Origin of the sequence: Nostoc sp. CALU 1950, from assembly GCF_051172895.1 — a bacterium.
GTDB lineage: Bacteria > Cyanobacteriota > Cyanobacteriia > Cyanobacteriales > Nostocaceae > Nostoc > Nostoc edaphicum_A.
This window is the reverse complement of record NZ_JBDNJQ010000004.1, coordinates 57118-77380: the sequence shown is the minus strand read 5'-3', so window position 1 is coordinate 77380 and position 20263 is coordinate 57118. Positions and strand designations below refer to the sequence as shown.

20 protein-coding genes and 1 tRNA gene are annotated in these 20263 nt (G+C 42.8%); 8 read left to right on the top strand and 13 right to left on the bottom strand.

Annotated elements, in window-relative coordinates; all coding sequences use genetic code 11:
• Nucleotides 1-96 precede the first annotated feature (96 nt).
• The 4 genes from ABF638_RS02270 to ABF638_RS02255 all read right to left on the bottom strand — a co-directional run bounded on the left by ABF638_RS02270 (nt 97) and on the right by ABF638_RS02255 (nt 4350).
• The gene (locus ABF638_RS02270) at nt 97-606 is read right to left on the bottom strand and encodes an AAA family ATPase (RefSeq protein ID WP_435019886.1); all 510 of its coding nucleotides are present in this window, start codon (nt 604-606) and stop codon (nt 97-99) included.
• A gap of 83 nt (nt 607-689) precedes the next feature.
• Entirely contained in the window at nt 690-1979 is a 1290-nt protein-coding gene (locus ABF638_RS02265; RefSeq protein ID WP_435019884.1) for a glucose-1-phosphate adenylyltransferase, read from the bottom strand.
• A 229-nt stretch (nt 1980-2208) separates the two neighbouring features.
• A complete protein-coding gene (locus ABF638_RS02260; protein WP_435019882.1) occupies nt 2209-2508 on the bottom strand; it encodes a hypothetical protein in 300 nt (99 codons plus the stop codon).
• A 114-nt stretch (nt 2509-2622) separates the two neighbouring features.
• Nucleotides 2623-4350 carry a S8 family peptidase gene (locus ABF638_RS02255; RefSeq protein ID WP_435019880.1) on the bottom strand — a complete coding sequence of 576 codons (1728 nt, stop codon included), beginning with the start codon at nt 4348-4350 and terminating at the stop codon, nt 2623-2625.
• Nucleotides 4351-4875: 525 nt separating this feature from the next.
• Between ABF638_RS02255 and ABF638_RS02250 the strand changes: the two genes are divergently transcribed.
• Entirely contained in the window at nt 4876-6339 is a 1464-nt protein-coding gene (locus ABF638_RS02250) for a glycoside hydrolase family 13 protein (protein ID WP_435019878.1), read from the top strand.
• 179 nt (nt 6340-6518) lie between these two features.
• Here the strand turns inward: ABF638_RS02250 and ABF638_RS02245 are convergent, their stop codons facing one another.
• The gene (locus ABF638_RS02245) at nt 6519-6938 is read right to left on the bottom strand and encodes a fasciclin domain-containing protein (RefSeq protein WP_435019876.1); all 420 of its coding nucleotides are present in this window, start codon (nt 6936-6938) and stop codon (nt 6519-6521) included.
• A 161-nt stretch (nt 6939-7099) separates the two neighbouring features.
• Here ABF638_RS02245 and ABF638_RS02240 point away from each other — a divergent pair, with 161 nt between their 5' ends.
• The 5 genes from ABF638_RS02240 to ABF638_RS02220 all read left to right on the top strand — a co-directional run bounded on the left by ABF638_RS02240 (nt 7100) and on the right by ABF638_RS02220 (nt 9408).
• Nucleotides 7100-7336 carry a DNA-directed RNA polymerase subunit omega gene (locus tag ABF638_RS02240; protein WP_069068377.1) on the top strand — a complete coding sequence of 79 codons (237 nt, stop codon included), beginning with the start codon at nt 7100-7102 and terminating at the stop codon, nt 7334-7336.
• 102 nt (nt 7337-7438) lie between these two features.
• Nucleotides 7439-8059, top strand: coding sequence for a hypothetical protein (locus ABF638_RS02235; RefSeq protein ID WP_435019874.1), 621 nt, complete (start codon nt 7439-7441; stop codon nt 8057-8059).
• Between the two features lie 28 nt (nt 8060-8087).
• Nucleotides 8088-8453, top strand: a complete 366-nt coding sequence (locus ABF638_RS02230; protein ID WP_435019872.1) for a DUF1818 family protein — start codon at nt 8088-8090, stop codon at nt 8451-8453.
• Nucleotides 8454-8503: 50 nt separating this feature from the next.
• Nucleotides 8504-8577 (top strand) — tRNA-Pro (locus ABF638_RS02225).
• Between the two features lie 621 nt (nt 8578-9198).
• On the top strand, nt 9199-9408 hold the full coding sequence (locus ABF638_RS02220; RefSeq protein WP_435019870.1) for a CopG family transcriptional regulator: 210 nt from the start codon (nt 9199-9201) through the stop codon (nt 9406-9408).
• 217 nt (nt 9409-9625) lie between these two features.
• Here the strand turns inward: ABF638_RS02220 and ABF638_RS02215 are convergent, their stop codons facing one another.
• Nucleotides 9626-9898, bottom strand: coding sequence for a hypothetical protein (locus tag ABF638_RS02215; protein WP_435019868.1), 273 nt, complete (start codon nt 9896-9898; stop codon nt 9626-9628).
• Nucleotides 9899-10450: 552 nt separating this feature from the next.
• Nucleotides 10451-13420 carry an L-glutamate gamma-semialdehyde dehydrogenase gene (gene pruA / locus ABF638_RS02210; RefSeq protein ID WP_435019866.1) on the bottom strand — a complete coding sequence of 990 codons (2970 nt, stop codon included), beginning with the start codon at nt 13418-13420 and terminating at the stop codon, nt 10451-10453.
• 401 nt (nt 13421-13821) lie between these two features.
• Here pruA and ABF638_RS02205 point away from each other — a divergent pair, with 401 nt between their 5' ends.
• Nucleotides 13822-14472 carry an HD domain-containing protein gene (locus ABF638_RS02205; RefSeq protein WP_435019864.1) on the top strand — a complete coding sequence of 217 codons (651 nt, stop codon included), beginning with the start codon at nt 13822-13824 and terminating at the stop codon, nt 14470-14472.
• Nucleotides 14473-14588: 116 nt separating this feature from the next.
• Complete coding sequence (locus tag ABF638_RS02200; RefSeq protein ID WP_435019862.1) at nt 14589-15311, top strand: nuclease-related domain-containing protein; 723 nt, start codon at nt 14589-14591, stop codon at nt 15309-15311.
• A gap of 325 nt (nt 15312-15636) precedes the next feature.
• On the opposite strand, the gene ABF638_RS02195 is transcribed toward ABF638_RS02200, so the two are convergent.
• From ABF638_RS02195 to cpcA, 6 genes are all read right to left on the bottom strand, one after another.
• Complete coding sequence (locus tag ABF638_RS02195) at nt 15637-16362, bottom strand: HEAT repeat domain-containing protein (RefSeq protein ID WP_435019860.1); 726 nt, start codon at nt 16360-16362, stop codon at nt 15637-15639.
• 170 nt (nt 16363-16532) lie between these two features.
• The gene (locus ABF638_RS02190) at nt 16533-17378 is read right to left on the bottom strand and encodes a HEAT repeat domain-containing protein (RefSeq protein ID WP_435019858.1); all 846 of its coding nucleotides are present in this window, start codon (nt 17376-17378) and stop codon (nt 16533-16535) included.
• A complete protein-coding gene (locus ABF638_RS02185) occupies nt 17378-17635 on the bottom strand; it encodes a phycobilisome linker polypeptide (protein ID WP_181931680.1) in 258 nt (85 codons plus the stop codon). Before ABF638_RS02185 ends, ABF638_RS02190 begins: the two co-directional genes overlap by 1 nt.
• A 67-nt stretch (nt 17636-17702) precedes the next feature.
• Nucleotides 17703-18572 (bottom strand): phycobilisome rod-core linker polypeptide, encoded by an 870-nt coding sequence (locus tag ABF638_RS02180; RefSeq protein WP_435019856.1) that lies wholly within the window; start codon nt 18570-18572, stop codon nt 17703-17705.
• Nucleotides 18573-18722: 150 nt separating this feature from the next.
• Nucleotides 18723-19535: a phycobilisome linker polypeptide gene (locus ABF638_RS02175; protein ID WP_181931682.1), complete on the bottom strand. Its 813-nt coding sequence runs from the start codon at nt 19533-19535 to the stop codon at nt 18723-18725.
• Between the two features lie 162 nt (nt 19536-19697).
• Complete coding sequence (cpcA, locus tag ABF638_RS02170) at nt 19698-20189, bottom strand: phycocyanin subunit alpha (protein ID WP_012411562.1); 492 nt, start codon at nt 20187-20189, stop codon at nt 19698-19700.
• Between the last annotated feature and the right edge of the window lie 74 nt (nt 20190-20263).

Below are 20263 nucleotides of genomic sequence, written 5' to 3'. Positions count from 1 at the left end.
CGTTATGTTTTTTTTTAAGATGAGAGATGTTTAATTTGTCTGGTATAGTGCCAAACAAAAAGAATCTGATTTTAAATTAACAAAAAATATATAAAATCAAGTGTGGTTCTCGCTCACCAAGCGATCGCAATTTCCGTACTCTGATTTTTCTGATAAGCGGATCAGGTTATCTAGTCCTTCTTCTAGGCTTGGGGGAGCATCCCGGAGTTGGCGGTGCATCCGCAAAATAATTTCTTCTGGAACCCGGCGCGATCGCCTTTTATTACGTGCCAAACACAACCAAACTGGTGTGTCAACCCAAATTCCCGTAATCTGGCTAAAGCCCAAATTACGAGCTAAAGCAATGACCTCACGACGATGGCGGCGCTGGGCGTTGGTGGCGTCGAAAATAGCTGTATTCTCTGTAAAAATAGCTTGCTGAAATTGCCGCTCAATTTCGCGCCAAATCAGCAGCCACGGCCCCTGAACGGCTTGGGAACCAAACAATTGCCCCCGGATGACATCCGTAGAAATCAGCGACATCTGGGGGCATTCTGCCAGTAATTGTTTTGTCAAAGTTGACTTACCGCTACCTGGAAGACCAATCAGCAAAATGAGTTTAGTCATTAGTCCTTTGTCCTTTGTCCTTTGTCTTTTGTTGCTTGTAACTATTAACCAATGACTAATGACTAATGACTAATGACTAATGACTAAATGATTGTTCCATCAGGAATTACAGCATTTTTCATCACGACGACGATGCCACTGCGGATGTAGAAACCTTGACTTTCGCGGTCAGCTTCTTGCACGTTATCTTTATTGATAATTTTGACATCGTGACCGATACTGGCGTTTTTATCAATGATCGCACCGCGAATAATCGAGTCAGTACCAATACCTACAGGTATGTCACCTTTTTCTACGTTGCATTGGCGTTCCACATAGGCTTGGTAAAAATCTGCACCCATGAGCAAAGATTCTTCGATGATGCAGCCAGATTCAATTCGCGATCGCACTCCCAATACTGAATGTTGAATGCGGCAATTTTTCAAAATGCAACCTTCGCCGATAATTGATTCTGTTACCTGGCAATCTAAAAGTTTACTTGGAGGTAAGTAACGAGCGCGGGTATAAATTGGTGCTTTTTCATCGTAGAAACTAAATGGCGGCAGGGGTTGCTGAGTCAGCGCTAAATTAGCATGATAAAATGCCTCAATTGTTCCAATATCTTCCCAATAGTCATCAAATAGATAAGCTTGAACGTTGTAATCTTTAGAGGCATCAGGAATAATTTCTTTGCCGAAATCAGTTCTTTCTACAGCCTCTCTTAACAACTTAAACAAAACCTCTTTTTTAAAGACATAAATCCCCATTGAGGCAATGTAAGGCTGTTGCTGGGCTTGTTCTTTTGATAATCCCAGTACGCTTGTATCAACGCGCATTTTGATTAAAGCTTCGCCTTTGGGTTTTTCGCTAAAGTCAATGATCCTACCGGAGTCATCGATTTTCATCAAACCAAAATCTGAGGCGCGGCGCTCGTCTATGGGGATAACTGAGAGAGTAATATCAGCCCCCGTCTCTCTATGACGCTGGATAAACTTGCGATAATCCATGCGGTAGAGGTGATCACCAGAGAGGATCAGATATTCCTCTGCGTCCCATTCTTCCATTAACCATAGGTACTGACGTACAGCATCCGCAGTCCCTTGGAACCAATTAGGGTTTTCTGGTGTTTGCTGTGCGGCTAACACTTCCACAAACCCCTCATTAAAGCCAGTAAAGTTGTAGGTACGGGCGATATGGCGATTCAGGGAAGCTGAGTTGAATTGTGTCAGGACGTAGATTTTGAATATTTCGGAATTTATGCAATTACTGACAGGGATATCGATTAAGCGGTACTTCCCCGCCACTGGTACTGCCGGTTTAGCGCGGAGTTTGGTTAGTGGGTAAAGTCGAGTACCCGCGCCACCACCAAGAATGATTGATAAAACTTTTTTCACAAAATTTCTCCCAGCTGCCTTTCAACTCTCATCTTCAGTTTAGGACTGTCTGCCACCACAGGTAAGGGGGGATCAAATATTCTCAGGGATGAATTTTACAAAATGTTGCTGAGGATGGATTGTGCTGCTAGCAAATAAATAAATAGAACATTTGTATTAATTGGATAATCAATGGCTGTGCCAACACCTTCGGTGAAGACTACACCCCACAAATCAACAAAGCATTGTATCAAACATTGAAGCTACCTAAACTTTTTCTCATACTTAGTAAATGCAATTGTTGCGATCGCTTCAAATACTTCACCCAAGATTCCTCTGACAACTGGGAAATAGCATTTGCTGAGAGTGTTGCTGTGAAAATATCTTTGCCACTAGTAACATCATTAACGCCCAAACTTTCTAAAATAGCGATCGCAGCAGAATCTAAAATTGGTTCAGTATGGATGAAAACCCCTAAACTAGTCTCTTCTGGGTCTTGAACATCATTCAGCGCTGTAGCAAGAGCGGCATCTAGTTTCTGATAATTCATCAGCAACTCCTTAGTAAAGAGGGTAGGCAATTTATGCCTACCCTAACCTATCAAATTTATAGGTTATTATTGCCTATCCTTGTACAGAAATAATATCCACCTTTCTCAGTCTAATTACAGATTTAAAGCGTTAATCACTCCATAACCCCATTTGTCATCAAATGTGCCTGCGGGTTTTCCGGGAATGGCACTATTTTTACGTAGCAAGTCTTTCACCGCAGCCGGATCAAGTTTGGGATCGCGCTGCAACAGCAGTGCCACTAACCCACTAACAAATGGTGTCGCCATACTAGTACCAGCTTGCACCACAAACTTAGAATTAATCATCGATGAGCGGTCAAAATTTGCATCGGCAGAAAGCGTGGAAATAATCATTGCTCCTGGTGCTGCTACGTCGGGCTTGTGTCCATCATTCCGTAGTGGGCCTTCACTACTAAATTCCGAAATAGTATGTAATTCTAAGCCCATTTCTCGTACTTGGTTATCAATATCTGTATATCTGGTTTTAGTTGTATAGGCGGCAACTGTAATTGCACTGCTGGCGGCTCCTGGTGAACCAATTTTTACCGCATCCTTCACGCTTTTACCTGTGAAAAACACTGACGAAGTGTCATCTAGTGTCCACACATCTAAACGTGCATCAGTTGAAGAAGTGTTGCGGACTCGTAGCTGCCAAACACCTCCCATTACTTGCGAGGGGCCAATGCCACGTATTTGCACAAAGAAATTATGGTCGCTGTTTGCTTGATCTGGCCCTGGTGTTGCTAATTGCACCCGTGCATCTGGTAACTGATGATCTTGTGCGGCGTTGCCGTCAGTAATGATTTTTTGAAAGGGGGTGACAAAACCGTTAGGACTCCGCACAGACACTTCCAATTCGCTGTCTTTGGCATACCAAGCATTTAACCAAACTATGCCTACTTGATTCAAAGGAACATTAAAGCGGATACCACGGGTGCGTCCACTGGGTATCGTCGCTTGTCCATGAATGTTATCATTTCCTTCGTTACCCGCAGCACAGCAAACAATTCTTCCAGGGCCAGTTTCAGCGTCAATGACTTTTGAAAGTGAATCACTACCGTCATGGGCATCAGCATGTCCACCCAAGCTAAGATTTACTACTGCTGGGCGTCCCAACTCTCTAGCAATTCGGAAAATGTAGCGGACGCCATCAGCAATGTGGGCATCCTGTAAATCTGACCTGACGACAACTAATTCCGCTTCTGGTGCGACACCGCCATAGCTAGCATCGGCACCGGCGGCAATTCCAGCAACGTGAGTACCATGACCGCTAGTATCCTGAGAAACTGTCAGTTGCGCTCCCGTAAATTCAGCCCCATAGCCGCCCTCTGTGACTCCTGGCCCTGGTAGTGTTTGATCCCAAATGTGTAAAATTCGTCCAGCAAATGCAGGGTGTTTCGGATCAATGCCACTGTCTATAATGCCAATGATTACTCCTTTACCAGTCAATCCGGTTTGATTTTTGAACTCCGGTAGTTTGACTTTTTCTAGTGCAGTGTCCATCCTCAAATGAAGTTTGCGTGATGGCTTAATTCGCTGAATCACATCTTCTTCAGATAAGACATCTAAACTATCTAATGGTAAGAAAGCTGTTCGCACACTTCCAGAATTTTGATTGACTTCTATATTATATTGTGATAAGTAACTTAAGTCTGCATCAGGGTCGCAGTAGATAAAAACGACGCTCTTAGTGGGTTTGACTGGACTTTTGTGGGCAATGATGCCGAGCGATCGCTTGTGTGTAACTAAAGCTTGATTTCCTTCATGTTGATAATCTTGAAATGCCAACAGTAGTCCGGGAGAAAGTTTTTCGTGTCTCATTGTTACCTCAAATTCAATTTATTTACTGAAAGCAAAGTAGTGATTTTAGTAAGATCAGCCGCTCTAAAATCGTAGTTTTTCCGTCTTGATTATTTGATGCGACTATAGTTATCTATTTTTTTTCATAGATAACATCAAATAAGCTTAGGAGGCGGTAAGTTATTCCTAAGACAATTGCTAATTAATAACTCATATTCCTGAATTATGTCTCCTTGATAATGATTTGCTGTGGCTCGTGAGACATCTTTGAGCAGCTGCATCTAAGAATTACCCAAAACTGGGGTAACAGGTAATTTGTATGAAGCTATTAAACTAATCCAAGGTCTGCCTAAATCATTACGGACAAAGTGAAGAAAATAAAAAGGGGAATGGGGAATGGTGCATGGGAGGTGCAGTATGTCAATTATTTTTTTAATGACAAATGACAAATGACAAATGACAAATTACAGATTCTCTATCATAAGTAAGAGCCATAAAGAAGCTAATATTTGCAACGATCGCTTCTGAACGTACAAAAAGTTATTCATGCAAATTCAAACACCAGACTGGGTGAAGCACGCTGTTTTCTACCAAATCTTCCCAGATCGCTTTGCCAGAAGCAAAAAGCCGCGCAAACGGCTGTTGCACGAAGCCCGTTGGGAAGATTGGGACGCTATGCCAACCCTCCAGGGTTATAAAGGCGGCGATTTATGGGGGATCATGGAGGGTTTAGACTACATCCAGGATTTGGGGGTTAACGCGATTTACTTCACACCCATTTTTCAATCCGCCAGCAATCATCGCTATCATACCCACGATTATTACCAAGTTGACCCGATGTTAGGGGGCAACGAAGCTTTTAAAGAATTGCTCGATGCAGCCCATCAACGGAATATCAAAGTCGTTCTGGATGGGGTGTTTAACCATTCCAGCCGGGGATTTTTCTTTTTCCATGACGTTTTAGAGAATGGGCCCCATTCCCCTTGGGTTAATTGGTTCAAAATTGAAGGCTGGCCTTTAGCACCGTACACTGGTGATTTACCTGCCAATTACGGGGGTTGGGCTGGAAATCGTGCTTTACCAGAATTTAACCACGACAATCCAGAAGTGCGGGAATACATTATGGAGATTGCCGAATATTGGATTAAATTCGGCATCGACGGTTGGCGGTTAGATGTACCATTTGAAATAAAAACTCCTGGTTTTTGGCAGGAATTTCGCGATCGCACTAAAGCCATCAATCCCGAAGCTTACATTGTGGGCGAAGTGTGGGGAGATTCCCGCCAGTGGCTAGATGGGACACAATTTGACGGGGTGATGAATTATCTATTTACTGGGCCAACAATTGCCTTTGCGGCTGGCGATCGCGTAGTCTTAGAACAAGTTCAAAGCCGTGACTATCAACCTTATCCACCCTTATTTGCCGCCGAGTACGCCACCAAAATTCAGGAAGTACTGCAACTTTACCCGTGGGAAATTCAGCTAACTCAACTCAATTTACTCGCTAGTCACGATACAGCCCGATTAATGACCATTGCAGGCGACGATATAGCCAGTGTGGAATTATCAACTCTATTGCTACTCACCTTTCCTGGTGCCCCTAGTATTTACTATGGTGATGAAGTTGGTTTACCTGGTGGCATAGATCCCGACTCGCGCCGTGGCTTTCCTTTAGAGAGTAACTGGAATCAAGAAATTTTTAATACTCATCGTCAATTAATTGCCCTCCGCCACACTTACCCAGCCCTACGTACAGGTGATTACCAAGTCCTCCATGCTCAAGGACAACTTTATATCTTTGCGCGAACTTTAGAGACAGAGGAGTTGATAATTGCCGTCAACGCTGGCACAAGTTCGGCAACAGCAAATGCAGATATCGCCAGTTTGCGTACTCAACCCAACAAACTGTTATATGGCACTGCTGAAGTTGAGTGGAATAGTCAAGGAGAAACTCAGCAGTTGTCGTTGACTGTTCCTGCACGCAGTGGGTGCATCCTGAGAGTAGGGTGATGAAGGGAAATACGGTTCGGTTAAGGCAAGAGACGCGATAAATCGCCGTCAAGACGAAAGAATTGATCCTTGTAGAGACGGCGATTTATCGCGTCTTTGGATCTAGAATTTTCATCAAAAAACCTTAACCGAACCGTATTGGGATGAGGATAATAACCAATAACCAATGCCCAATGCCCTTACTTCCCTGCTACCATTGCAGGCATCAACACCGCATCAATAATATGGATCACGCCATTGTCTGTCAGAATATCTGTTTTGAGGACATTGGCGTTATTCACCTTAAATTTACCGTCGGCAGATTCAATCGCTACAATTGACCCTTCAAGTGTCTCTGCCTCATTAATCTGTACCAAGTCATCAGACCGAACATCCCCACTAGCGATATGATACGCCACAATTTTCTTTAGCTTGGGGATATCTTGTAGTAGCGAATCTAAAGTTCCCTTTGGCAGCTTGGCAAAGGCTTCGTCAGTTGGTGCAAATAGTGTGAAAGAACCAGGACTTTTCAAAATTTCTATGAGATTTGCAGCTTTAGCAGCCTTCACCAGGGTATTGAAGTTTCCTGCGTTGACAGCAGTTTCCACAAGGTCAGCCATAAGGATGTGTGACTTTAGTCGGGTAAGATTATTTATAAGTAATTTATAGTGACTAAAACACTCTCAACCTCTATCAAGAGAGAGGTTGCTAGCAATTAAACACACAGCAGTAGATTTATCAGTACTGCTACACTGGGGAATGACCCCAAAAACCACTGATTATGCTAAAGCGTTCTAAGTTCGAGACAACTCAATCTCAGATTATGCACCGTTCTGAGGATCTGATTAGTGCAGCCTCAAATCGTTACCGCATTACGGTTCAGGTGGCAAATCGTGCTAAACGTCGGCGTTATGAAGACTTTGAGAGTAACGAAGATGCGATGATGAAGCCAGTGCTAAGGGCAATTATTGAAATGTCCGATGAGTTGACTCAGCCAGAAATTATCGGTGAACTATAAAAATAGTTCTGAGTTGAGAGTGCTGTTAGCGGATAGCTAGGGTTGAGCCAGTGCTGAGTGAAAATGCAGTGAGATAGCACTCTCATTTCAAAATATCGTTTTATGAAAAAGAAAAAACTTCTACCTAGATCAATACTCTCAAAACTTGGAACTCCGCATTCACTACTCTTTGCCTTAATGGTAGTAAGTGTAATCCTTTTGGGTTCAGGAACGGGCAAATCAATCCATAGAAATTTATTTAGTATCCAACCTGCATACGCGCAGAGAATCACTCCTAGCGATGTTTGGCAGGTAGTATATCAGCAATTGCCAGATTTTCCACGGGAAAATAAGTATATCAGCAAAGAAAATGGGAAAGTTGCCGAAAACAACACCCTGGTAAATCGCCTGATTAGATATCATATTTATACAAAAGGGCGGGCCCCAATTTATCGTTTCGATTGGAAGCTGACTTTAGCTGATTACCTGGGTGCGAATGAAATTATGTATGATGCTAGCTATCCAGGCAATGATACACTGCGGGAAAATCCTCTAGAAGGCGATCGCAAAACCATCACAAGTCTCACCCGCAGCCAGCGAGATGCTCTAGTACAAGTATTAGTGAATATATTTAATCCTACTGCCCAAAATACCCTATCTCCTAGCCCCAATATCGCACCGAGTCCTAGTAGATCAACTACCCCACAGCCATCCCAAGGGGGAGGTGCCGACTTACTAAGATAACGAGAGAGTTACTAATTCCTAACTTTTTATGGAACGCGTTGTCAAAAGCGGATTTGGTTGGCGTATTGGCTGGAACCCTGATGCATTTGAATTTAAAGGTTTAGTCGGTACAGATGATTGGGCAATTGAGTTAAGCGAAGCCGAGTTGAATGATTTTTGCCGTCTATTAGCCCAGCTAGCAGACACCATGAAGCAACTCGCAGCTGAATTAATGGAAGAGGAAAAAATTGCTTGTGAAGCCGAAAGCGATTTATTATGGATGGAGGTGGAAGGCTATTCTCATGCCTACAGTTTGCGCTTCATCTTGAATACAGGGCGATGTGTAGAGGGTAAATGGGATGCCTCTGCTGTTCCAGATTTACTGCAAGCTACTGGGATGCTGAAGGTTTTTTAAATTTACCTCTTGATTATCCGAGAGTTTTGCTATATGATAGTAATTCTGACCGGGGCGTAGCGCAGCTTGGTAGCGCGCCACTTTGGGGTAGTGGAGGTCGTGGGTTCGAATCCCGCCGCTCCGATTGATGATAAGCCATACCTGCTAGTCTTTTTCAAAGAACTGGCGGGCTTTTTCATGGCTTTTTACCTGAAAAACTTGATCTAACTGTACTAATTACTTGCTACACAAAATATAACATCCTTCATTTACCTCATAGGTTACTTTTTTTAGCCACTCCAACAAAAGCGATCGCGATAACCCTAACTTACTCATAACGCTAGCACTCCCACCTACTTAGTACTGGAAAAGCACCACAGATAAAGCAGGTGATCGAGCAAGATTAGTGGTGCGATCGCAAATGTATTTATCTGAACTCGACGTAGTTGTAAGTTCTGTGGGGCGTACCCATGTCTGCAAACGATCCTCTAAAATTCTGCTTTCACCGCTGGGCTTCTGCAATAACATCTGGAGAAAGCCGTTGTCACCACGATTTGTGTAATCCAGTAACAATAGCAAATAACGGGGAAACGGCTAGAAAAAACAGTGTAGAAACTACAAACAATAGTTGAAGGTCGAAGTTTCGTCAATTATCTGGGAATCCAGTTTGATGTCATCTAAATAGGCTAAAACCCACATTAGGATAGACTTAGAAACAAAGGTATAATTTTCTCTACGAGGAGCAATATAGCAATAGTAAAAGTAAATGGTCAATAAAAAATGGGCTGTCAAACGACTGACAGTAAATCTTACATCAACAGAAGCGCAGAAACTAGAAGAATACTGTGCAAAAACAGGAAGACCCGCTACTGATGTGATTCGGGAATTGCTGCGTTCTTTAGAGGTTGAGAAGGCGGAAGTATCTGAAAAGTCGCCATATTCTGAAGTTTCAGAATTAGCTAGGCTTAAAAAATAAGTCAAGATGAATGTTCTGGACGGTCGTTTTTTTTGATTACGCGAAATCTTGGCAAAATTATGACCAAATCGAGTTGTCTGTTCCAATCTGGCATTCAATAATTCATCTTGGTTTGTAATATAGTTAGGTATTCCTGTTCCTACGCAAGTAAGTTCAGGAACCAAATCGAATTCCTATATATATAAATAATTTGGCTTAGTTACTTAGTCCGTTATAACTACTGGATTTTTGATACGATAATACCAATAAATACGGCAAGACCTAGCGCTCTCCGAAAATAATTAACGCCTTGAAATAATTCCAGCCACGCCCAAGTAAACAAGGAGCCATTTGCCAGTACATCTAATACTATATTAATTTTGCCACTTGTAAAAATTAGAGCTAGTAAACTAGATACTATCCAAACAATAAGCGGTAAATTTGGCATCTGTGCCAAAACAATATTGCCATTGCTGTCACGGAATGTTTTATCAACTAATGTATTTTCCATTATTTGAAATTGCCACTTAGCTAAAGGTTATTAATCTACAAAAATTACCAGGTGGTTTATGGGTCAGAGGATGTTTTAAAAGTCATCTCGTCAGTAGTAAAACTTCTATATATCCCTAAATTACCCTTAAATTTGATTATACTCGCCTTTTTAAGGCTTGCTTAGAGAGTTCAATAAGTGCCTGAAATCACAGCTAACCACTTTTCAAACATCCTGTAATAGACTTAGATTCTTTAATAAGATTAAAACATTTAGGCAAATCTATTTCCAAGCATCTAATTGCTGAGATTCGAGCGGTAAAGCATATTCATATATGACTATATCGAGAGGAATACTCACACGAAACCTGCCAATATATAGGACTCATATTTGATTTCTGAAAAAACTCAGTACAACTAAGAAGCCTTCTTGACTGTTGCCTGTTGCCTATTGCCTGCCTACGCAAATTAGTTCAGAAATCAAAGCGGATTCCTATATTTGTCATTGCATTAATGCAAGTTGGAGCGATTTTTATCAAATAGGTAGGGCATATACCCTACCTACTCTTGTAGTTTAATCTGCACCTTCAATTGGTGCAAAACCTTGGCGCTGAATATTTTCTGTTACCGCACGTGGTTCCAAAAATTGCAGGAGGTAATCAGGGCCACCTGCTTTAGAACCTACTCCAGAAAGTTTGAATCCACCAAAGGGTTGCCGCCCAACGATCGCTCCGGTAATATTACGGTTGATGTACAAATTACCGACTTCAAATTCTGTCTGCGCCTGCTGAATATGCGAAGGTGTTCTAGAATAAAGTCCGCCAGTCAAGGCGTAGTTTGTACCATTGGCGACTGCTAAAGCTTCCTGGAAATCTTTCACCCGAATTACCGCCAGCACAGGGCCAAAAATTTCTTGCTGGGAAATTACCGCATTTGGCGATACTTCACTAAAGATAACTGGGCCGATAAAATATCCTTGTTCGGGTGCTGACAACTCCAAGGCTAGTTGTGCTTCTGCCTTACCCTTCTCAATATACTCGCGAATGCGATCGCGGGCATTAGCATCAATCACTGGGCCAACTTGGGTACTAGGTAACTCTGCTTCCCCAATATTCAAGGATTTTGTCGCTTCCACCAATCGCTGCACAAAGGCATCATAAATCGGTTGCAGCACAATCACCCTGGAGGCGGCAGAACATTTTTGTCCACTGTAACCAAATGCTGACTGTACTACTCCCACAACAGCTTGGTCTAAATCAGCACTTTCATCGACAATAATCGCATTCTTGCCACCCATTTCAGCAATCACCCGTTTCATATGCTTCTGTCCGGGTTTCAAAGTTGCCGCTTCTGCGTAAATTCTACAGCCGACTTCCTGGGAACCTGTAAAAGCAATTACATGAGTATCTGGATGATTTACCAAATAAGCGCCGACTTGAGAACCCTTGCCAGGTACGTATTGAAATACACCTTTAGGGAAACCAGCCTCGATTAAGATTTCTGTAAGTTTTGCCGTAATGACAGAAGATGTTTCCGCAGGTTTGAGGAGAGTGCAATTACCTGAAACCAAAGCTGCGACAGTCATTCCACAAGCGATCGCTAGCGGGAAATTCCAGGGAGAAATCACTACAGCAATGCCGCGTGGCTGGTAGATATAACGATTAGTTTCACCAGGAATGTCATAATTCACACCTTCTTCTAGCCGTTCAATCTCATCAGCGTAGTACCGACAGAAATCTATCGCTTCCGAAACCTCTCCATCAGCTTCCTTAACTGGTTTCCCAACTTCCAAAACTATCCAAGCCGAAAGTTCAGCGCGGCGGAGTTCCATCAAATCACCCGCTTTCCGCAAAATATCAGCGCGTTGTTTAGCTGGTGTTTTCTTCCACCCAGGAAACGCCGCTTTTGCAGCTTGCATCGCCTGTTGTGCCTGTTCAACGCTAATCAACCCAACTTTACCAATTACCTCACTGAAATTAGAAGGATTGAGAGAATCAACATATTCCGGTGTTTTGACATATTCCCCATTAATTAGCGGCAAATAAGTTTTACCCAACTGTTGACGAACACTTTGGAAAGCTTGCGCCGTCTTTGTTCTCACCTCTTCTTCTGCGTAATCAGTATCAGCCGCACCGAGAAAATGAGAGTTAGGAGTTAAAGATTTTTCTTCTTTGACAATCGGCGGTGCTAATAATTCTTCAATCGGTCGATTTTCGAGATTTTGCCGTAAAAAAGAACTATTAGCTGTATTTTCCAACAATCGGCGAATTAAATACGCCATTCCAGGTAATAACTCACCGTAGGGACAGTAAACTCTCACCCGATAACCTTTATCAACCAACGCCTTGGCAACTTTATCACCCATACCGTAGAGGACTTGTAATTCAAAGCGACGGCGAGGGACATTTAAACTTTCAGCGATCGCAATGGCGCGAGAGTGCGATCGCACATTATGGCTACCAATGGCAGAATACACATATTGATGATTTTCTAACAATAGCTGAGTGATGGTTTCAAAGTTAACATCAGTTGCCGCTTTATCGTTGTAAACTGGCTGTGGCCAATGCTTTTGGGCTGCTTTGATAGTTTCCTGATCCCAATATGCGCCTTTTACCAAGCGGATTGTCAAAGGATAACCACGTTCTTTCAACCAAGAAATTAGGTCTTTGGTATCTTGCTCACTATCACGCAGATATGCTTGGATTGTCATCCCGATATCTGTGCGTTGCCGAAACTCTTCTTCTAGTAAGAGTTTTTTCAGGATGCTGAGAGTTATATTCTTGTAGGCATACTGTTCCATATCAAAATGCACAGCTGCGCCCAACTCTTTAGCACGACGTAAGAGAATCCGAATGCGATCGCTAACTCGCTCCTCACTACCTTTAGCATCCAGAGGATCAAATTGGGAATAAAACGCCGTTAACTTAACAGAAACCTGAACTTTTGGTATTGATTCGCCATCAGCCTCATCAATAGATGGAATAGCTGTCCAATTCTTCGATGCTTCCACCAATTGTTGCATTAATTCTAGATAGCGTTCTAGATAAGACTGCGCTTCGGCTTCGGTAATTACTGCTTCACCCAGTAAGTCGATGGTGAAAGCCATTTTCTCTTTTCGCAGTCGTTCAACTGTTTTGATGACTTGTTTAATATTTTCCCCAGAAATATATTTATGGGCAAGAGTCTCAACCGCTGTCCCAACGGTTGTAGCAGCAACTTGTCCTGGCATCGAGTCGGGATTAGCAAAGTTTAGCATTCCCTTCAAAGCTGCCGGTAATTCTACAGATTCATCTCCTAAATATTCTTGTAAATGTGAGGCAATTTCTGATTTACTGTGCAAAGCAGGTAGCGTATCTATAAAGCGAAATAGTTGCACCCGCAACCCAGGATTACTCATCGCCCAAGCTAGTAATTTATCATCCCAACGCATTTGATCCCGCAGGGAAGAAAAAAACGAACGATTTTCCTGCGTTGCTGCGAGAAGTTGTTTAGCAATTTCTTGGGTTTTAGCTTCGTAGGTGCTTGTTTGTACTTGTAATACCACTGATAATAAACTCCGTTAATCAAGGCGAGGCTTTTTGTTCAAAGCCTGTGTCTTCTATTTTGACGCTTTCATTTAGCTGTCACCATATTTAGTGGGGAGTAAAGAAGGGAATAGGTTACAGGATAGAGATTATTCCCTATAACCCAATACAGTTCAGATAAAATCAAAACACTTGTAGAGACGGCGATTTATCGCCGTCTCGAAAACCCACAATTTTGTACAATTAGCCCTTAATACAAGCGTATTGCCCTATAACCTCTCACCTGTCTCCTCTCCCCTAATCACAATGCCCAATTGAATAACAAATGTTATCCTTTTGTTGATCTATTTCTAACTTGATTGACAGATGTTGCAACACAAGAGATTAGCTCAGTCATACTAAGAGTGTGAATACTACATTTATGCCTACAGAAAACCTCACGCATATTTTATTTTCTAACTGGCAACACACACTCCAACCCTTTGGCGTTGACCAGGTAGCGGCTGATAAAGCCTTTAATTCTTTGGTTGCAGCTTACTCTACCCCTGGTCGCTACTACCATACACTGAAACACGTTGATCACGTCCTCAGCACAATTCAGATTTTACAAGGCTACACCAACAACCTAGCTGCTGTTCAACTAGCTGCCTGGTTCCATGATGTAGTATATGACACTGAAGCTCAAGATAATGAAGAACGAAGCGCAGACTATGCTTTGGAATTGCTGAGTAATTTGGGTATTCCAGAAAGTACCATAGCTACTGTCACCCGTCTTATTCTGAACACTAAAGACCACCAAGCTGCGGTAGATGATTGTGATAGCCAAGTTTTACTTGATGCAGATTTAGCGATTTTGGCTACTAACCAAGTGGAGTATGGAGAATACGCCCATGCCATTCGCCAGGAATATAGCTGGGTGTCAGAGGCAGAGTATATCACAGGTCGTCAGCAGGTTTTAGAACGATTTTTAAAGCGATCGCGTATCTACTTTACGCCTTTAATGTTAGAGTTCGCCGAACCATCTGCCCGTGGCAATATCCAGGCAGAAATTCAATCTTTGTTGTCTCGTTAGCTTTATCACTGTTAGTAACATGAAATTTTTTCTATATGAATTAGGGGAGAGCGATTTCCCTCTAATTCTGGGAACTCTAAAAATGGCAGTTACTGACAAACATTACTACAACTTTGATGAGAACTCTTCAACAATCACCCTCACTTAGGGCAGTATTCCAACAAAAAATCGACACCAAAAAATCTACCAAACACCAAGAAATTCATGAAAGATTAGGTGATGGCTTTTTAGGTGGGTTGGGTTCATTCATGTTTGAATTTAAGCAAGCAAAAAATAAATTCAAAGGCAATATGGGGGAATGGGGAGTATCACTACTTTTGCAATCTTTCCCCGATACATGGGTGATATTTAATAATGCCTTCATCCCCACTAACTCAGGCTCTCTAACGGAAATAGACCATTTAATTATCGGTGAAAGTGGTGTTTTTTTAGTAGAGGTCAAAACCTGGAAAGGTTCATTTAGCGCTTATAAAGATAAATGGAAACGGCGTGAAGGTAACAATTGGGTAGCAGTTGACAATAGTCCGACTTCTCAAAGTATTTACCATGAAAAAATGTTTAGTCAGTGGATTACTTCATTAATGCCTAACCTTCCTAATGGGTTTGTTGCGGCTCCAGTAGTCTTCCCAATTGCTACATGGATAGGAGCAAATGATTGCTCAGTTCCAGTTTTACAAGGTATCCCTGCACTGCTACAGATGATAAATAGTTCTCCTGATTGTTTAACTCCAATGCAAGTGCAGGCAATTGCCCAAGCTGTTGAAAACTTGATACTTCCTACAAACACTAAACCGATTCCTAAGCCCAAACCTGTTAAGCGTCAGAATCCTATAATTTGAGTTTATAAGAAGAATTCAGAAATCAGGAGTCAGAATTCAGCATGAATTCTGTACGAGTGGTTGATGAATATTGGTTAAAACCGTACTTCGTCCCGCTACGCTAACGCCCGCAAGTGGCGCGAAAAAAAATTAAAATATTCTCGCCTTAAAACTCTATCCCTTTATGGGTAGAGTATTCTGAATTCTGAATTCTGTCTTCTGACTCCTTTTTATTAAGTGCGCGAGGGTTAGGCAGAAGGCTTGGCCATTGATGTGTACGCAATATACCAATAGTCGCTGCCTTCTCCCTCTGGTATCACTTATAAATTTGCTGGAAATCCCTTAGTTAACGTCTACCACCGCCACGATGAGGCACTTCAACTTCAGCATCTTGTAGCTTTCTTTTCGGTGCAAACACTTCTTGATGCTGTTGCTGCTGAATTTTTTCCTGTGCAAACTTTACACGGGTGCGAACTCCCAGATCGGCATCAGTATTGAGCATTTGCTGAAGTTGATTTGTAATCTGCGACGCTTGATCGGGTAAACTGACTGCTGTGGCAATGGCTAATGTTTCTAAACTTGTCACTGCTGCATAGCGCACTACCCACTCTGGATCTTGAGAAATTAGTAATAGCGCCTCTAATACCTGAGTCTGAAAAGATTCTAGTTTCTCAGGCGGTAGTTGATGCCAGCGCAAAGTGCCTAATCCCCTAGCAGCAGCTCGCCGCACACTTAAGGAAAAATCGTTTTTTGCTGCCTCTAACAAGGTATCCAGCGCCCGGACATCACCAATTCCCGCTAAGGCACGAATAGCCCAAGCTCTAGCACTGTAGTTGTAGTCATCAATCAGTTCCAATAGTGACGGTACTGCGGCTTCCCCGATCGCAATCAGCCCATCTACCGCCGCCACCGCCGCTCCTGGATTGTTGTAGCCCAAAGCTGCAATCAAAGTAGGAACAGATTCTTCTATACCAGCTGCTGCTAACTCCTGAACTGCGTCTAATAAGCGATCTGAGGAGTCTGCTTCTTCCACAGCACGAATCAATATTTGGGCAAGCTCACTGTTATTCATAATAATTTTTCATGAGTCATTAGTGGTCAGCCAATTGTAGCTGAACTTCTCCGTAGTTGACATCATACATAAACCCCCTAGCCCTGATTTTGCAGTTGGGTTGGAGGTTTATGTGTGTTAAACATTTGATTTAAACGTATTAATGAAAACTCATTACTTAGAACTTAGGACTACAACAGCGAGTCCATTAAATTAATCACTTTGATTGCACCTGCTGACAAAGTGCTTGCTGTTGTGTGATTAACTTGATGTTCTAGTAATCCTTTAAGAGAAATTAGCTTCAGGCTATTTTCGGCAAGAGTCTGTGCGATCGCATCTGCTGCGGGTAGATATCCAATCGCTCCCAAGTCTGCTAACACTGCTCGACGCAATTGCAATCTTTCACCCGCCAAAGCCTTTACCAACCGTTCTCCATAAACTGGTTCTTGGGTTAATTGATACATAGCTCTCGCAGCAGCATATTGCACCAATTCAATTGGATGCTCTAAGAATGGCTTTACTAAAGGAGTAGACTCAGTTGCCCTCAAGGTTCCCAAGGCTTCTAAAATGGCCTCATAGGGTTGAGATAAATCAGGCTGCTTTGATATCAGCTGCTCTCCCTGCAAGCCTACTTTTAATAGCTTAATCAGGGGGGGGATGCAAACCGGATCGCCCAGCATTTCTAAAGATTGTGCCGCTGCTTCCCGCACATAAAAATCTGAGCAGTCTAAACACACAATTAAAGGTGAGACTGCCTGGCGATCGCCTAGTTTCCCTAAAGCCCTAGCGGCGTTCCGTCGCAGAGGATATCCGCCTTCTGGTGTCCGATCGGCTTCATCCTCTAAAGCTGCGATCAATTTTGTCACCGCAGCTGCTTCACATATCCGAAACCTACCCAACCACCAGGCAGCATAAAAGCGCAGACCTAAATCTGCACTCTCAAGATTAGCGATCGCTTGCTCTACTGTCAAAGATTCACCATCGCCAGAGTTACCTGTCGGTGACAAATCTTCAAATTTCTGCGGACTGGAATTCATTATGAAGAAGGAGGATCGCTTTGTTCGCTATCTGTTTTAGCTTCAGCGTTTAATGGCTGAATGCTGACTATTTTCCCACCCAAGCGAGTAATCCGCTGCATTTCTTGATTCATTCGGTTCTCTGGTACTGTGAAAAACACAGAGGCACTAGAACGAATAGGATAATTAGTTTTTTCGGTTTCTTCGCTTTGGCGCAGACCCACTACTTCATATCGAAAGTAACGACTACTACTTCTACTACCAATTTGTCCAACCATAAATCACTTCCAAATTTTAAATTTTAAGTTTTCAATAGTCATTATTAATGACTATTGACAAATGATACTAAAGTGGTTTCACACTCGCTATTTTACCACCTTGTTTTACCACTCTCTGGAAGTAAGTTGATAGTTCTTCATAAGGTATGATCACCGCTTGATTTACACGGCGTGTGCTAGGATATCCGGCACCAAAAACGCCTGCTACTTCAATGCGGTAAAGTCTGCCTTCTTTGCCAAAAGTTCCCGCACCACCAAAAGTACTGTTGGGGGTAACGCCTTTTTCAGAAGCAACGTATGAAAAGCCAGAGGGGCCACCAGAGGGGGGAACAACGATGGATGCACTATTGCGACCTAGTTCGCTAGCAAGGCGAGAAGATTTCCCTTTAAGTTGGGAGGTATCGCTACTGGCATAGCCGCGATAAAGTTGGAATATCCGGCTAAATCCTACAGTTTTCTGTCCTGTTTGGGTTTGAAAACCGCGATAGTAAGGGACTATATTTTCACCAAAACTAGATTGATACTCTGGTGAATCAATATAAGAATCAATGTCGGCTTCATATCCCTTGTTTTGGTACAAGTCCAAGTGATAAACCACTTCAGACTCATCATAAGGGGCACGACCCAACAAATGTTTATAGTTCAGTTCGATGACGCGAGTTTGGAAGTTGTCGTAGAAAAACCTGGATTTGTACAGTTCTGATTTAGCTACTTGACGTACAAACTCTTGTACTGTGCTTTTACCATCGCGCAGGATAGATTCAGCACTTGTGAGGCGGTCAGATGTCAATATGTAGTTATTGCCCAACACCTGACGATAGACCGCAGCAATTACTCTCTCAATGTCTTCTTTGGTTGCATTAGGACGCAATTCCACAGGAGACTGGTCACTAAAAGGTTCTGTTCCCAGACGGGAAGCTGCTGTTGTAATAGCCATTGGTAATTTTCCTTTTGTAATTAATAGTTGGGGACTGGGGATTAGGGATCGGGCGTTGGGTATTGGGTATTGGGTATTGGTTATCCCCTTCGTCCTCCTTGTCCCCAATTCCTAGTTCCCAGTCTCCAGTCCCCAGTCCCCAATCTCTATTTATACGGCTGTAATGCTAATAACCTTACTGCCCTTGCGATTCAACTGCTGCAATTTACTAGACAGTTGCTCGTAGGGTACGATCAATTCCGCAGTACCGCGCCGCACTACTGTTGAGTTCGGGGAAGCTGCTTGTAGCACTCTGATGCGGTATGTTTCTCCACGACCACCTGTAGAGAGTCCTGTTAAGGCTCCGGCGGAGACTGGATAAATGGGTGAGGCTAGATTCTTAGCCACTTCCCAGGTTAGCCGTCCTTGTTTTTGCCCTTGAGCGCGATCGCTATTGGCATAACCCCGATACAGTTGGAACAGTCGGCCAAATCCAACGTTTTTCAGTCCTACTTGACTTTTAAAGCCTCGATAGTAGGGTACAATGTTCTCGCCAAAACTTTCTTGATATTCTAGTGAGTCAATGTAGGAATTAATCTCAGCTTCATAACCTTCTGAGTTGTAAAGCTCAACATGGTATGAAATCTCTGACTCATCTTCCGGGGCACGCCCCAATAAATGCTTATAATTCAACTCGATAAACCGAGTTTGGGAATTGGAGTGGAAAAACTTATCCCGATAGAGTTCCGATTGAGCAATAGCTTGCACAAATCCCCGGACGGAGATTGCACCTTGCTGCAACAGTGATTCTGCACTCTCTAGACGTTCTCCTTCTAGTAGATATGCATTACCCAAAACCTGACGGTAAGCCGCCCGGATAACCACTGCAACATCCGCTTCTGTTCTATCGGGACGTAGTTCTACCAGTGCTGAGTTTTCAAATGCTCCAATCCCTAATCTTGCTGCTTGTCCCAAAGCCGCCATCCTTAACCTCCTCAGTTTTAACTGCAAAACTGAAAACTTTTTAGAAAATTTTTTTTCTAGTCTTTTAACAGTCTTTTGAAAATAAAACTGCCCGGAGAAGTAAACAACTCATAGAACTTACTTGTCATAAGAGCTGATTTCCTCTCCGGGCTAAAGAACACTCTAGCTTAGAGTATTGATTACATAGTCGATGTAAGAATTGGCTTCAACAGCTGGGTCGCCGCTTAGACCGTGGTTAGCTTTGATGTACTTGAGAGCTTCAATGTACCAGCTAGGAGACAGGTCAAAAGTCCGGTTGATTTCAGCCAAGCCAGAAATCAAGAAATCATCCAAGGGGCCTGTGCCACCAACAACTAAAGCGTATGTGATAATCCGCAAGTAGTAGCCAACATCACGAACACACTTGCCTTTGCCGCGTGCATCAGACGCGAAGTTGGGGCCTTGTTGTTGGGTGGTGTAAGGGAATTTGTTATACACTGCTTGAGCAGCACCTTCGGTCAAACGTTGAGCATTAGCGCTCAATGCTTTTGCTGCTTGTAAGCTAGCTGGTGCTTGGCGGAAGCGACCAAAAGCAACTTGAATTTCGGTGCTGCTGAGGTAGCGACCTTGAGAGTCAGCTGATGCAATTGCTTCAGTTAGAGGTGTTTTTGTCATTTTTGGTATTTCCCTTTTACAAACGTTATGGTTGAAATTTTGTTTTGTCCTATGGACAATTATTTAGTCAACAT

What these genes read in the sequence shown, in the direction of transcription:
- ABF638_RS02205 (WP_435019864.1), top strand. Translation starts at nt 13,822, where the DNA reads ATGCCTACAGAAAACCTCACGCATATTTTATTTTCTAACTGGCAACAC.
- cpcA (WP_012411562.1), bottom strand. Translation starts at nt 20,189, where the DNA reads ATGACAAAAACACCTCTAACTGAAGCAATTGCATCAGCTGACTCTCAA.
- ABF638_RS02175 (WP_181931682.1), bottom strand. Translation starts at nt 19,535, where the DNA reads ATGGCGGCTTTGGGACAAGCAGCAAGATTAGGGATTGGAGCATTTGAA.
- ABF638_RS02260 (WP_435019882.1), bottom strand. Translation starts at nt 2,508, where the DNA reads ATGAATTATCAGAAACTAGATGCCGCTCTTGCTACAGCGCTGAATGAT.
- ABF638_RS02220 (WP_435019870.1), top strand. Translation starts at nt 9,199, where the DNA reads ATGGTCAATAAAAAATGGGCTGTCAAACGACTGACAGTAAATCTTACA.
- ABF638_RS02215 (WP_435019868.1), bottom strand. Translation starts at nt 9,898, where the DNA reads ATGGAAAATACATTAGTTGATAAAACATTCCGTGACAGCAATGGCAAT.
- ABF638_RS02245 (WP_435019876.1), bottom strand. Translation starts at nt 6,938, where the DNA reads ATGGCTGACCTTGTGGAAACTGCTGTCAACGCAGGAAACTTCAATACC.
- ABF638_RS02240 (WP_069068377.1), top strand. Translation starts at nt 7,100, where the DNA reads ATGCTAAAGCGTTCTAAGTTCGAGACAACTCAATCTCAGATTATGCAC.
- ABF638_RS02185 (WP_181931680.1), bottom strand. Translation starts at nt 17,635, where the DNA reads ATGGTTGGACAAATTGGTAGTAGAAGTAGTAGTCGTTACTTTCGATAT.
- ABF638_RS02255 (WP_435019880.1), bottom strand. Translation starts at nt 4,350, where the DNA reads ATGAGACACGAAAAACTTTCTCCCGGACTACTGTTGGCATTTCAAGAT.
- ABF638_RS02230 (WP_435019872.1), top strand. Translation starts at nt 8,088, where the DNA reads ATGGAACGCGTTGTCAAAAGCGGATTTGGTTGGCGTATTGGCTGGAAC.
- ABF638_RS02250 (WP_435019878.1), top strand. Translation starts at nt 4,876, where the DNA reads ATGCAAATTCAAACACCAGACTGGGTGAAGCACGCTGTTTTCTACCAA.
- ABF638_RS02180 (WP_435019856.1), bottom strand. Translation starts at nt 18,572, where the DNA reads ATGGCTATTACAACAGCAGCTTCCCGTCTGGGAACAGAACCTTTTAGT.
- ABF638_RS02270 (WP_435019886.1), bottom strand. Translation starts at nt 606, where the DNA reads ATGACTAAACTCATTTTGCTGATTGGTCTTCCAGGTAGCGGTAAGTCA.
- ABF638_RS02200 (WP_435019862.1), top strand. Translation starts at nt 14,589, where the DNA reads ATGAGAACTCTTCAACAATCACCCTCACTTAGGGCAGTATTCCAACAA.
- ABF638_RS02195 (WP_435019860.1), bottom strand. Translation starts at nt 16,362, where the DNA reads ATGAATAACAGTGAGCTTGCCCAAATATTGATTCGTGCTGTGGAAGAA.
- ABF638_RS02190 (WP_435019858.1), bottom strand. Translation starts at nt 17,378, where the DNA reads ATGAATTCCAGTCCGCAGAAATTTGAAGATTTGTCACCGACAGGTAAC.
- ABF638_RS02235 (WP_435019874.1), top strand. Translation starts at nt 7,439, where the DNA reads ATGAAAAAGAAAAAACTTCTACCTAGATCAATACTCTCAAAACTTGGA.